Origin of the sequence: Enterobacter sp. 342, assembly GCF_036663495.1 — a bacterium.
Taxonomy (GTDB): Bacteria; Pseudomonadota; Gammaproteobacteria; order Enterobacterales; family Enterobacteriaceae; genus Enterobacter.
In genome coordinates this window covers 16,625-26,177 of sequence record NZ_JAWUEI010000045.1, presented here as the reverse complement: position 1 = coordinate 26,177, position 9,553 = coordinate 16,625, and the positions used below count along the sequence as shown (strand labels likewise).

General features: G+C 49.8%; 20 protein-coding genes and 1 pseudogene. 20 read left to right on the top strand and 1 reads right to left on the bottom strand.

All coding sequences use genetic code 11. From position 1 onward, the window contains the following. The 3 genes and pseudogenes from tuf to bfr form a co-directional block, all read left to right on the top strand. Positions 1 to 123: pseudogene (gene tuf, locus V6E55_RS23055) on the top strand (elongation factor Tu); the annotation flags it as partial. 179 nt (positions 124 to 302) lie between these two features. Then, positions 303 to 497 (top strand): bacterioferritin-associated ferredoxin, encoded by a 195-nt coding sequence (bfd, locus tag V6E55_RS23050; RefSeq protein WP_008503493.1) that lies wholly within the window; start codon positions 303 to 305, stop codon positions 495 to 497. A 72-nt stretch (positions 498 to 569) separates the two neighbouring features. Further along, positions 570 to 1,046 (top strand): bacterioferritin, encoded by a 477-nt coding sequence (gene bfr / locus V6E55_RS23045; protein ID WP_316943983.1) that lies wholly within the window; start codon positions 570 to 572, stop codon positions 1,044 to 1,046. Here the strand turns inward: bfr and V6E55_RS23040 are convergent. Continuing rightward, on the bottom strand, positions 1,030 to 1,503 hold the full coding sequence (locus tag V6E55_RS23040; RefSeq protein ID WP_236921408.1) for a prepilin peptidase: 474 nt from the start codon (positions 1,501 to 1,503) through the stop codon (positions 1,030 to 1,032). The two genes, bfr and V6E55_RS23040, sit on opposite strands and share 17 nt — an antisense overlap. A 380-nt stretch (positions 1,504 to 1,883) precedes the next feature. On the opposite strand from V6E55_RS23040, the gene rpsJ reads away from it, so the two are divergent. The 17 genes from rpsJ to rplF all read left to right on the top strand — a co-directional run bounded on the left by rpsJ (position 1,884) and on the right by rplF (position 9,546). Continuing rightward, positions 1,884 to 2,195 carry a 30S ribosomal protein S10 gene (rpsJ, locus tag V6E55_RS23035; protein ID WP_001181005.1) on the top strand — a complete coding sequence of 104 codons (312 nt, stop codon included), beginning with the start codon at positions 1,884 to 1,886 and terminating at the stop codon, positions 2,193 to 2,195. Between the two features lie 32 nt (positions 2,196 to 2,227). Further along, entirely contained in the window at positions 2,228 to 2,857 is a 630-nt protein-coding gene (gene rplC / locus V6E55_RS23030; protein WP_003863274.1) for a 50S ribosomal protein L3, read from the top strand. Between the two features lie 10 nt (positions 2,858 to 2,867). Next, positions 2,868 to 3,473: a 50S ribosomal protein L4 gene (gene rplD, locus V6E55_RS23025; protein ID WP_000424395.1), complete on the top strand. Its 606-nt coding sequence runs from the start codon at positions 2,868 to 2,870 to the stop codon at positions 3,471 to 3,473. Further along, a complete protein-coding gene (gene rplW, locus V6E55_RS23020) occupies positions 3,470 to 3,772 on the top strand; it encodes a 50S ribosomal protein L23 (protein WP_000617546.1) in 303 nt (100 codons plus the stop codon). Before rplD ends, rplW begins: the two co-directional genes overlap by 4 nt. A gap of 17 nt (positions 3,773 to 3,789) precedes the next feature. After that, positions 3,790 to 4,611 carry a 50S ribosomal protein L2 gene (rplB, locus tag V6E55_RS23015; RefSeq protein ID WP_000301859.1) on the top strand — a complete coding sequence of 274 codons (822 nt, stop codon included), beginning with the start codon at positions 3,790 to 3,792 and terminating at the stop codon, positions 4,609 to 4,611. Between the two features lie 16 nt (positions 4,612 to 4,627). Continuing rightward, positions 4,628 to 4,906: a 30S ribosomal protein S19 gene (gene rpsS, locus V6E55_RS23010; protein WP_001138117.1), complete on the top strand. Its 279-nt coding sequence runs from the start codon at positions 4,628 to 4,630 to the stop codon at positions 4,904 to 4,906. A 14-nt stretch (positions 4,907 to 4,920) separates the two neighbouring features. Beyond that, on the top strand, positions 4,921 to 5,253 hold the full coding sequence (gene rplV / locus V6E55_RS23005) for a 50S ribosomal protein L22 (RefSeq protein WP_002919773.1): 333 nt from the start codon (positions 4,921 to 4,923) through the stop codon (positions 5,251 to 5,253). A gap of 17 nt (positions 5,254 to 5,270) precedes the next feature. Further along, complete coding sequence (gene rpsC / locus V6E55_RS23000) at positions 5,271 to 5,972, top strand: 30S ribosomal protein S3 (RefSeq protein WP_000529945.1); 702 nt, start codon at positions 5,271 to 5,273, stop codon at positions 5,970 to 5,972. Between the two features lie 12 nt (positions 5,973 to 5,984). Further along, positions 5,985 to 6,395, top strand: coding sequence for a 50S ribosomal protein L16 (rplP, locus tag V6E55_RS22995; protein ID WP_002919759.1), 411 nt, complete (start codon positions 5,985 to 5,987; stop codon positions 6,393 to 6,395). Further along, positions 6,395 to 6,586 (top strand): 50S ribosomal protein L29, encoded by a 192-nt coding sequence (gene rpmC / locus V6E55_RS22990; protein WP_003863282.1) that lies wholly within the window; start codon positions 6,395 to 6,397, stop codon positions 6,584 to 6,586. Before rplP ends, rpmC begins: the two co-directional genes overlap by 1 nt. Next, on the top strand, positions 6,586 to 6,840 hold the full coding sequence (rpsQ, locus tag V6E55_RS22985; protein ID WP_008503489.1) for a 30S ribosomal protein S17: 255 nt from the start codon (positions 6,586 to 6,588) through the stop codon (positions 6,838 to 6,840). Before rpmC ends, rpsQ begins: the two co-directional genes overlap by 1 nt. 166 nt (positions 6,841 to 7,006) lie before the next feature. Next, positions 7,007 to 7,378: a 50S ribosomal protein L14 gene (rplN, locus tag V6E55_RS22980; protein ID WP_002919748.1), complete on the top strand. Its 372-nt coding sequence runs from the start codon at positions 7,007 to 7,009 to the stop codon at positions 7,376 to 7,378. A gap of 10 nt (positions 7,379 to 7,388) precedes the next feature. Continuing rightward, positions 7,389 to 7,703 (top strand): 50S ribosomal protein L24, encoded by a 315-nt coding sequence (gene rplX, locus V6E55_RS22975; RefSeq protein WP_003863287.1) that lies wholly within the window; start codon positions 7,389 to 7,391, stop codon positions 7,701 to 7,703. Between the two features lie 14 nt (positions 7,704 to 7,717). Further along, complete coding sequence (gene rplE / locus V6E55_RS22970) at positions 7,718 to 8,257, top strand: 50S ribosomal protein L5 (protein ID WP_001096202.1); 540 nt, start codon at positions 7,718 to 7,720, stop codon at positions 8,255 to 8,257. Positions 8,258 to 8,271: 14 nt separating this feature from the next. Continuing rightward, complete coding sequence (gene rpsN, locus V6E55_RS22965) at positions 8,272 to 8,577, top strand: 30S ribosomal protein S14 (protein ID WP_003863291.1); 306 nt, start codon at positions 8,272 to 8,274, stop codon at positions 8,575 to 8,577. Positions 8,578 to 8,607: 30 nt separating this feature from the next. Continuing rightward, positions 8,608 to 9,000: a 30S ribosomal protein S8 gene (gene rpsH / locus V6E55_RS22960; protein ID WP_006178918.1), complete on the top strand. Its 393-nt coding sequence runs from the start codon at positions 8,608 to 8,610 to the stop codon at positions 8,998 to 9,000. Positions 9,001 to 9,012: 12 nt separating this feature from the next. Continuing rightward, on the top strand, positions 9,013 to 9,546 hold the full coding sequence (gene rplF / locus V6E55_RS22955; RefSeq protein ID WP_003863296.1) for a 50S ribosomal protein L6: 534 nt from the start codon (positions 9,013 to 9,015) through the stop codon (positions 9,544 to 9,546). Positions 9,547 to 9,553 lie beyond the last annotated feature (7 nt).

The following is a 9,553-nucleotide window of genomic DNA, read 5'->3' as shown; positions in this document are numbered from 1 at the left end:
GACAACATCAAGATGGTTGTGACTCTGATCCACCCAATCGCGATGGACGACGGTCTGCGTTTCGCAATCCGTGAAGGCGGCCGTACCGTTGGCGCGGGCGTTGTTGCTAAAGTTCTGGGCTAATTAATTATCCCTGAATAAAAAAAGGACGCTTCGGCGTCCTTTTTTGTTTTCTGCCGCCCAGGCACTGTCACAAAATTTCGCATTTTTTGCCTGCTCCCGCCCCGTATTCTGGCGCCTGTGCTATTGTAATCATAACCATTCTCACTTACACTTTGCGCATATTTTGAACGGGAGTTTTTATGTACGTCTGTTTATGTAATGGTGTCAGTGACAAAAAAATACGCCAGGCCGTTCGCCAGTTTCAGCCACAGTCATTCCAGCAGCTTCGCAAATTTGTTCCAGTGGGAAATCAATGCGGTAAATGCGTACGTGCTGCGCGTGAGATCATGCAGGACGAATTGATGCAGATCCCGGAATACAAAGAGATCGCGTAAGCGCCTATCTTTTTTTTGACATCCCTGTAGCCCGATCTACGCTTCAATGAGTGGAAGCGGAGGGACTATATAATGAAAGGTGATGTTAAAATCATAAGTTATCTCAATAAATTATTGGGAAATGAGCTTGTCGCAATCAACCAGTACTTTCTTCACGCGAGAATGTTTAAAAACTGGGGACTTAAACGTTTGAACGACGTTGAGTACCATGAATCGATCGATGAAATGAAGCACGCTGATAAATATATCGAGCGTATTTTATTCCTTGAAGGCATTCCAAACCTGCAGGATCTCGGAAAGTTGGGCATCGGAGAAGATGTCGAAGAGATGTTGCGTTCCGACCTTGCGCTGGAGCTCGAAGGCGCAAAAAATCTGCGTGAAGCCATTGCCTATGCTGATAGTGTCCATGACTACGTCAGCCGCGATATGATGATCCAGATTCTGGCTGATGAAGAAGGCCATATCGACTGGCTGGAAACTGAGCTGGATCTCATTGCTAAAATAAGCCTGCAAAACTACCTTCAATCGCAGATTAAAGTGGAAGAGTAACCAGCGTTTTCCAGCCAACGCACAAACCCGCAGCTGCCAGAAATGGCCCAAAAGGCAGCGGGTTTTTTATTGCCTCTTTATCAGGGGTGAGTAATGAAAAAGCAAGAATGCAAAGAAGCGCCATAAGCGCAGCGAGTAACGCCAGGGTTGGCAGCACGCACCAACCATGCCACGCGCCAAGCGCTGCCAGGTATTTAACATCGCCATATCCCATCCCTTCGCGCCCGCAGATAAACCGATAGCCCCAGTAAATAACGGCAAAACCAAAATATCCTGCCATCACACCCGCTACCGCACTCGGTAAAAAATCAGAATGGATACAAAGCTGAAAGAGCAGACCCACCCATAGCAACGGGCAGAGAAATTTATCGGGAAGCAGTCCGTAGCGAATATCAGCATGGATAAGAAAGGCCGTCAGCGAAAAATAGACCAGCAGAAAGGGGAGGGTGGTTAACATGGAAAAGGCCTCAAAGGGGTTTGAGCGCATACTCGTTGTAACCTGCTTATCAGGCAATGCACAAAAGCAGCAATTGCGTAGCGGCTCCAGACAAAGATTCGATAAGGAATACATTGCATAAAATGTTGCGCGCCCTTACGCACACAGCGTCTTTGGCGCTTAATTTCTAAACGGCACTTGCGTCTTGCCCAGATTTACGTATAATGCGCGGGCTTGTCGTAATTGACGGCGGGTTCAATCAGAACCAGAGTAACTCATTTTGTTACTCAACAATGCTCCCAATTGGGGAGCTACGTAAGAACGGTTACACTCTCCCATCAATCGTAATGGGTTTGAGGAGTAATCATTTTCGTTTATAAAATAATTGGAGCTCTGGTCTCATGCAGAACCAAAGAATCCGTATCCGCCTTAAAGCGTTTGATCATCGTCTGATCGATCAATCAACCGCGGAAATCGTCGAGACTGCTAAGCGCACTGGTGCGCAAGTCCGTGGTCCGATCCCGCTGCCGACCCGCAAAGAGCGCTTCACCGTTCTGATCTCCCCGCACGTTAACAAAGACGCGCGTGATCAGTACGAAATCCGCACTCACAAGCGTCTGGTTGACATTGTTGAGCCAACTGAGAAAACCGTTGATGCTCTGATGCGTCTGGATCTGGCTGCCGGTGTAGACGTGCAGATCAGCCTGGGTTAATCAGGTCATCGAGCGATTGAGAGGTTGAAACAATGATTGGTTTAGTCGGTAAAAAAGTGGGTATGACCCGCATCTTCACTGAAGATGGCGTTTCTATCCCAGTAACCGTAATCGAAGTTGAAGCAAACCGCGTTACTCAGGTTAAAGATCTGGCTAACGATGGCTACCGCGCTATTCAGGTTACCACTGGTGCTAAAAAAGCTAACCGTGTAACCAAACCAGAAGCGGGTCACTTCGCTAAAGCTGGCGTAGAAGCTGGCCGTGGTCTGTGGGAATTCCGTCTTGCTGAAGGCGAAGAGTTCACCGTAGGTCAGGACATTAGCGTTGAGCTGTTTGCTGACGTTAAAAAAGTTGACGTAACCGGTACCTCTAAAGGTAAAGGTTTTGCTGGTACCGTTAAGCGCTGGAACTTCCGTACCCAGGACGCTACCCACGGTAACTCCTTGTCTCACCGCGTTCCGGGTTCTATCGGTCAGAACCAGACTCCGGGCAAAGTGTTCAAAGGCAAGAAAATGGCAGGTCAGCTGGGTAACGAACGTGTAACCGTTCAGAGCCTGGACGTAGTACGTGTTGACGCTGAGCGCAACCTGCTGCTGGTTAAAGGTGCGGTCCCGGGTGCAACCGGTAGCGACCTGATCGTTAAACCAGCTGTGAAGGCGTAAGGGGATAGCAATGGAATTAGTATTGAAAGACGCGCAGAGCGCGCTGACTGTTTCCGAAACTACCTTCGGTCGTGATTTCAACGAAGCGCTGGTTCACCAGGTTGTTGTTGCTTATGCAGCTGGTGCTCGTCAGGGTACTCGTGCTCAGAAGACTCGTGCTGAAGTAACTGGTTCCGGCAAAAAGCCATGGCGCCAGAAAGGTACCGGCCGTGCGCGTTCAGGTTCTATCAAGAGCCCGATCTGGCGTTCAGGTGGCGTGACCTTCGCTGCGCGTCCACAGGACCACAGTCAAAAAGTTAACAAAAAGATGTACCGCGGCGCGCTGAAAAGCATCCTGTCCGAACTGGTACGTCAGGATCGTCTGATCGTTGTCGAGAAGTTCTCTGTAGAAGCGCCTAAAACTAAGCTGCTGGCACAGAAACTGAAAGACATGGCTCTGGAAGATGTGCTGATCATCACCGGTGAGCTGGACGAGAACCTGTTCCTGGCCGCACGTAACCTGCACAAGGTTGACGTACGCGATGCGACTGGTATCGACCCGGTTAGCCTGATCGCCTTCGACAAAGTCGTAATGACTGCTGATGCTGTTAAGCAAGTTGAGGAGATGCTGGCATGATTCGTGAAGAACGTCTGCTGAAGGTGCTTCGCGCACCGCACGTTTCTGAAAAAGCGTCTACTGCGATGGAAAAAACAAACACCATCGTTCTCAAAGTTGCTAAAGACGCGACCAAAGCAGAGATCAAAGCTGCTGTGCAGAAACTGTTTGAAGTCGAAGTCGAAGTCGTTAACACCCTGGTAGTTAAAGGGAAAGTTAAACGTCACGGACAGCGTATCGGTCGTCGTAGCGACTGGAAAAAAGCTTACGTCACCCTGAAAGAAGGCCAGAATCTGGACTTCGTTGGCGGCGCTGAGTAAGTCGGAGGAGTAATACAATGGCAGTTGTTAAATGTAAACCGACATCTCCGGGTCGTCGCCACGTAGTTAAAGTGGTTAACCCTGAGCTGCACAAGGGCAAACCTTTTGCTCCGTTGCTGGAAAAAAACAGCAAATCCGGTGGTCGTAACAACAATGGCCGTATCACCACTCGTCACATCGGTGGTGGCCACAAGCAGGCTTATCGTATTGTTGACTTCAAACGCAACAAAGACGGTATCCCAGCAGTTGTTGAACGTCTTGAGTACGATCCGAACCGTTCCGCGAACATCGCGCTGGTTCTGTACAAAGACGGCGAACGCCGTTACATCCTGGCCCCTAAAGGCCTGAAAGCTGGCGACCAGATTCAGTCTGGCGTTGATGCTGCAATCAAAGCAGGTAACACCCTGCCGATGCGCAATATCCCGGTTGGTTCTACCGTTCATAACGTAGAAATGAAACCAGGTAAAGGCGGTCAGCTGGCACGTTCCGCTGGTACTTACGTTCAGATCGTTGCTCGTGATGGTGCTTATGTCACCCTGCGTCTGCGTTCTGGTGAAATGCGTAAAGTCGAAGCAGACTGCCGTGCAACCCTGGGCGAAGTTGGCAATGCTGAGCATATGCTGCGCGTTCTGGGTAAAGCAGGTGCTGCACGCTGGCGTGGTGTTCGTCCTACCGTTCGCGGTACTGCGATGAACCCAGTCGACCACCCACATGGTGGTGGTGAAGGTCGTAACTTTGGTAAGCACCCGGTAACTCCGTGGGGCGTTCAGACCAAAGGTAAGAAGACCCGCAGCAACAAGCGTACTGATAAATTTATCGTACGTCGCCGTAGCAAATAATTTTAGAGGATAAGCCATGCCACGTTCTCTCAAGAAAGGTCCTTTTATTGACCTGCACTTGCTGAAGAAGGTAGAGAAAGCGGTGGAAAGCGGAGACAAGAAGCCCCTGCGCACTTGGTCCCGTCGTTCAACGATCTTTCCTAACATGATCGGTTTGACCATCGCTGTCCATAATGGTCGTCAGCACGTTCCAGTCTTTGTTACCGACGAAATGGTTGGTCACAAACTGGGTGAATTCGCACCGACTCGTACTTATCGCGGCCACGCTGCTGATAAAAAAGCGAAGAAGAAATAAGGTAGGAGGAAGAGATGGAAACTTTAGCTCAACATCGCCATGCTCGTTCTTCTGCACAGAAGGTTCGCCTTGTTGCTGACCTGATTCGCGGTAAGAAAGTGTCGCAGGCCCTGGACATCCTGACCTATACCAACAAGAAAGCTGCGGTATTGGTCAAGAAAGTACTGGAATCTGCCATTGCTAACGCTGAACACAACGATGGCGCTGACATCGACGATCTGAAAGTCGCGAAAATTTTCGTAGATGAAGGCCCAAGCATGAAGCGCATTATGCCGCGTGCGAAAGGTCGTGCAGATCGCATCCTGAAGCGCACCAGCCACATTACTGTGGTTGTGTCCGATCGCTGAGACTCTGGAGACTAGCAATGGGTCAGAAAGTACATCCTAATGGTATTCGCCTGGGTATTGTAAAACCATGGAACTCTACCTGGTTTGCGAACACCAAAGAATTCGCTGACAACCTGGACAGCGATTTTAAAGTACGTCAGTACCTGACTAAGGAACTGGCTAAAGCGTCTGTATCTCGTATCGTTATCGAGCGTCCAGCTAAGAGCATCCGTGTGACTATTCACACTGCTCGTCCTGGCATCGTTATCGGTAAGAAAGGCGAAGACGTAGAAAAACTGCGCAAGGTCGTAGCGGATATCGCTGGCGTTCCTGCACAGATCAATATCGCTGAAGTTCGTAAGCCTGAACTGGACGCTAAATTGGTTGCTGACAGCATCACTTCACAGCTGGAACGTCGTGTTATGTTCCGTCGTGCGATGAAGCGTGCTGTACAGAACGCAATGCGTCTGGGCGCTAAAGGTATCAAAGTTGAAGTTAGCGGCCGTCTGGGCGGCGCGGAAATCGCACGTACCGAATGGTACCGTGAAGGTCGCGTACCGCTGCACACTCTGCGTGCTGACATCGACTACAACACCTCTGAAGCGCACACCACTTACGGTGTAATCGGCGTTAAGGTATGGATCTTCAAAGGTGAGATCCTGGGTGGTATGGCTGCTGTTGAACAACCGGAAAAACCGGCTGCTCAACCTAAAAAGCAGCAGCGTAAAGGCCGTAAATAAGGAGCGTCGCTGATGTTACAACCAAAGCGTACAAAATTCCGTAAAGTGCACAAAGGCCGCAACCGTGGTCTGGCGCAGGGTACGGATGTTAGCTTCGGCACTTTCGGTCTGAAAGCTGTTGGCCGTGGTCGTCTGACTGCACGTCAGATCGAAGCAGCACGTCGTGCAATGACCCGTGCAGTTAAGCGTCAAGGTAAAATTTGGATCCGTGTATTCCCGGACAAACCAATTACCGAGAAGCCGCTGGAAGTTCGTATGGGTAAAGGTAAAGGTAACGTGGAGTACTGGGTTGCCTTGATCCAACCGGGCAAAGTCCTGTATGAAATGGACGGTGTTCCGGAAGAGCTGGCCCGTGAAGCCTTCGGCCTGGCAGCAGCGAAACTGCCTATCAAAACCACCTTTGTAACTAAGACGGTGATGTAATGAAAGCAAAAGAGCTGCGTGAAAAAAGCGTTGAAGAGCTGAACGCTGAGCTGCTGAACCTGCTGCGTGAGCAGTTCAACCTGCGTATGCAGGCTGCAAGTGGCCAGCTGCAACAGACTCACCTGCTGAAGCAAGTGCGTCGCAATGTTGCACGCGTTAAGACTTTACTGACTCAGAAGGCGGGTGCGTAATGACCGATAAAATCCGTACTCTGCAAGGTCGTGTTGTTAGCGACAAAATGGAGAAATCCATTGTTGTAGCTATCGAACGTATTGTGAAACACCCGATCTACGGTAAATTCATCAAGCGTACGACCAAACTGCACGTACATGACGAGAACAACGAATGTGGTATCGGCGACAAGGTTGAAATCCGTGAATGCCGTCCACTGTCCAAGACTAAGTCCTGGACGCTGGTTCGCGTTGTAGAGAAAGCGGTTCTGTAATACAGTACGCATTCTCAATACGAATAAACGGCTCAGCGATGGGCCGTTTATTTTTTCTACCCATATTGCAGAAGCGGTGTTATAATGCCGCGCCCTCGATATGGGGCTTTTTAACGGCTCTGATTTTAGAGTCTCAGGTAGTAGTTGACATTAGCGGAGCACTAAAATGATCCAAGAACAGACTATGCTGAACGTCGCCGACAACTCCGGTGCACGTCGCGTAATGTGTATCAAGGTTCTGGGTGGCTCGCACCGTCGCTACGCAGGCGTAGGCGACATCATCAAGATCACCATCAAGGAAGCAATTCCACGTGGTAAGGTCAAAAAAGGTGATGTGCTGAAGGCGGTAGTGGTGCGCACCAAGAAGGGTGTTCGTCGCCCTGACGGTTCTGTCATTCGCTTCGATGGTAATGCATGCGTTATTTTAAACAATAACAGCGAGCAGCCTATCGGCACGCGTATCTTTGGGCCGGTAACTCGTGAACTTCGTACTGAGAAGTTCATGAAAATTATCTCTCTGGCACCAGAAGTACTCTAAGGAGCGAATCATGGCAGCGAAAATCCGTCGTGATGACGAAGTTATCGTGTTAACCGGTAAAGATAAAGGTAAACGCGGTAAAGTAAAAAATGTTCTGTCTTCCGGCAAACTCGTCGTTGAAGGTATCAACCTGGTTAAGAAACATCAGAAGCCGGTTCCGGCCCTGAACCAACCAGGCGGCATCGTTGAAAAAGAAGCTGCTATTCAGGTTTCTAACGTTGCAATCTTCAATGCGGCTACCGGCAAGGCTGACCGTGTAGGCTTTAGATTCGAAGACGGTAAAAAAGTCCGTTTCTTCAAGTCTAACAGCGAAACTATCAAGTAATTTGGAGTAGTACGATGGCGAAACTGCATGATTACTACAAAGACGAAGTAGTTAAAAAACTCATGACTGAGTTTAACTACAATTCTGTCATGCAAGTCCCTCGGGTCGAGAAGATCACCCTGAACATGGGTGTTGGTGAAGCGATCGCTGACAAGAAACTGCTGGATAACGCAGCAGCTGACCTGACAGCAATCTCCGGTCAAAAACCGCTGATCACCAAAGCACGCAAATCTGTTGCAGGCTTCAAAATCCGTCAGGGCTATCCGATCGGCTGTAAAGTAACTCTGCGTGGCGAACGCATGTGGGAGTTCTTTGAGCGCCTGATCACTATTGCTGTTCCACGTATCCGTGACTTCCGTGGCTTGTCCGCTAAGTCTTTCGACGGTCGTGGTAACTACAGCATGGGTGTCCGTGAGCAGATCATCTTCCCAGAAATCGACTACGATAAAGTCGACCGCGTGCGTGGTTTGGATATTACCATTACCACTACTGCGAAATCTGACGAAGAAGGCCGTGCTCTGCTGGCTGCCTTTGACTTCCCGTTCCGCAAGTAAGGTAGGGTTACTGAATGGCTAAGCAATCAATGAAAGCACGCGAAGTAAAGCGCGTAGCTTTAGCTGATAAATTCTTCGCTAAACGCGCTGAACTGAAAGCGATCATTTCTGATGTGAACGCTTCCGACGAAGATCGTTGGAATGCGGTTCTCAAGCTGCAGTCTCTGCCGCGTGATTCCAGCCCGTCTCGTCAGCGTAACCGCTGTCGTCAAACAGGTCGTCCACATGGTTATGTGGGCAAGTTTGGGTTGAGCCGTATCAAACTGCGTGAAGCCGCCATGCGCGGTGAAGTACCAGGCTTGAAAAAGGCTAGCTGGTAATTACCAATTGAATCACGGGAGTAAAGACAGATGAGCATGCAAGATCCGATCGCGGATATGCTGACCCGTATCCGTAACGGTCAGGCCGCGAACAAAGTTGCGGTCACCATGCCTTCCGCCAAGCTGAAAGTGGCAATTGCCAACGTGCTGAAGGAAGAAGGTTTTATCGAAGATTTTAAAGTTGAAGGCGACACCAAGCCGGAACTGGAACTTACTCTCAAGTATTTCCAGGGTAAAGCTGTTGTAGAAAGCATTCAGCGTGTCAGCCGCCCAGGCCTGCGCATCTATAAGAAAAAAGATGAGCTGCCAAAAGTTATGGCTGGTCTTGGTATCGCAGTTGTTTCTACCTCTAAAGGTGTTATGACTGATCGTGCAGCGCGCCAGGCTGGTCTTGGTGGCGAAATTATCTGCTACGTAGCCTAATCGGAGGAAAGAATGTCTCGTGTTGCTAAAGCACCGGTCGTTATTCCTGCCGGCGTTGATGTAAAAATCGACGGTCAGGTTATTACGATCAAAGGTAAAAACGGCGAGCTGACTCGTACCCTCAACAAAGCTGTTGAAGTTAAACATGCAGATAACGCTCTGACCTTCGGTCCACGTGATGGTTTCGTGGATGGATGGGCTCAGGCTGGTACCGCGCGTGCCCTGCTGAACTCAATGGTTGTTGGTGTTACCGAAGGCTTCACTAAAAAGCTTCAGCTGGTTGGTGTAGGTTATCGTGCAGCTATCAAAGGGAATGCAGTAGGCCTGTCTCTGGGCTTCTCACACCCTGTTGAGCATCCGCTGCCGGCCGGTATCACTGCAGAATGTCCGACTCAAACTGAAATCGTGCTGAAAGGCGCTGATAAACAGCTGATCGGCCAGGTTGCAGCAGATCTGCGCGCCTACCGTCGTCCTGAGCCTTACAAAGGCAAGGGTGTTCGTTACGCCGACGAAGTCGTGCGTACCAAAGAGGCTAAGAAGAAGTAAGGTAACA

Excerpts from the sequence above, each read along its gene's own strand:
- bfd (WP_008503493.1), top strand. The coding sequence starts at position 303 with ATGTACGTCTGTTTATGTAATGGTGTCAGTGACAAAAAAATACGCCAG.
- bfr (WP_316943983.1), top strand. The coding sequence starts at position 570 with ATGAAAGGTGATGTTAAAATCATAAGTTATCTCAATAAATTATTGGGA.
- V6E55_RS23040 (WP_236921408.1), bottom strand. The coding sequence starts at position 1,503 with ATGTTAACCACCCTCCCCTTTCTGCTGGTCTATTTTTCGCTGACGGCC.
- rpsJ (WP_001181005.1), top strand. The coding sequence starts at position 1,884 with ATGCAGAACCAAAGAATCCGTATCCGCCTTAAAGCGTTTGATCATCGT.
- rplC (WP_003863274.1), top strand. The coding sequence starts at position 2,228 with ATGATTGGTTTAGTCGGTAAAAAAGTGGGTATGACCCGCATCTTCACT.
- rplD (WP_000424395.1), top strand. The coding sequence starts at position 2,868 with ATGGAATTAGTATTGAAAGACGCGCAGAGCGCGCTGACTGTTTCCGAA.
- rplW (WP_000617546.1), top strand. The coding sequence starts at position 3,470 with ATGATTCGTGAAGAACGTCTGCTGAAGGTGCTTCGCGCACCGCACGTT.
- rplB (WP_000301859.1), top strand. The coding sequence starts at position 3,790 with ATGGCAGTTGTTAAATGTAAACCGACATCTCCGGGTCGTCGCCACGTA.
- rpsS (WP_001138117.1), top strand. The coding sequence starts at position 4,628 with ATGCCACGTTCTCTCAAGAAAGGTCCTTTTATTGACCTGCACTTGCTG.
- rplV (WP_002919773.1), top strand. The coding sequence starts at position 4,921 with ATGGAAACTTTAGCTCAACATCGCCATGCTCGTTCTTCTGCACAGAAG.
- rpsC (WP_000529945.1), top strand. The coding sequence starts at position 5,271 with ATGGGTCAGAAAGTACATCCTAATGGTATTCGCCTGGGTATTGTAAAA.
- rplP (WP_002919759.1), top strand. The coding sequence starts at position 5,985 with ATGTTACAACCAAAGCGTACAAAATTCCGTAAAGTGCACAAAGGCCGC.
- rpmC (WP_003863282.1), top strand. The coding sequence starts at position 6,395 with ATGAAAGCAAAAGAGCTGCGTGAAAAAAGCGTTGAAGAGCTGAACGCT.
- rpsQ (WP_008503489.1), top strand. The coding sequence starts at position 6,586 with ATGACCGATAAAATCCGTACTCTGCAAGGTCGTGTTGTTAGCGACAAA.
- rplN (WP_002919748.1), top strand. The coding sequence starts at position 7,007 with ATGATCCAAGAACAGACTATGCTGAACGTCGCCGACAACTCCGGTGCA.
- rplX (WP_003863287.1), top strand. The coding sequence starts at position 7,389 with ATGGCAGCGAAAATCCGTCGTGATGACGAAGTTATCGTGTTAACCGGT.
- rplE (WP_001096202.1), top strand. The coding sequence starts at position 7,718 with ATGGCGAAACTGCATGATTACTACAAAGACGAAGTAGTTAAAAAACTC.
- rpsN (WP_003863291.1), top strand. The coding sequence starts at position 8,272 with ATGGCTAAGCAATCAATGAAAGCACGCGAAGTAAAGCGCGTAGCTTTA.
- rpsH (WP_006178918.1), top strand. The coding sequence starts at position 8,608 with ATGAGCATGCAAGATCCGATCGCGGATATGCTGACCCGTATCCGTAAC.
- rplF (WP_003863296.1), top strand. The coding sequence starts at position 9,013 with ATGTCTCGTGTTGCTAAAGCACCGGTCGTTATTCCTGCCGGCGTTGAT.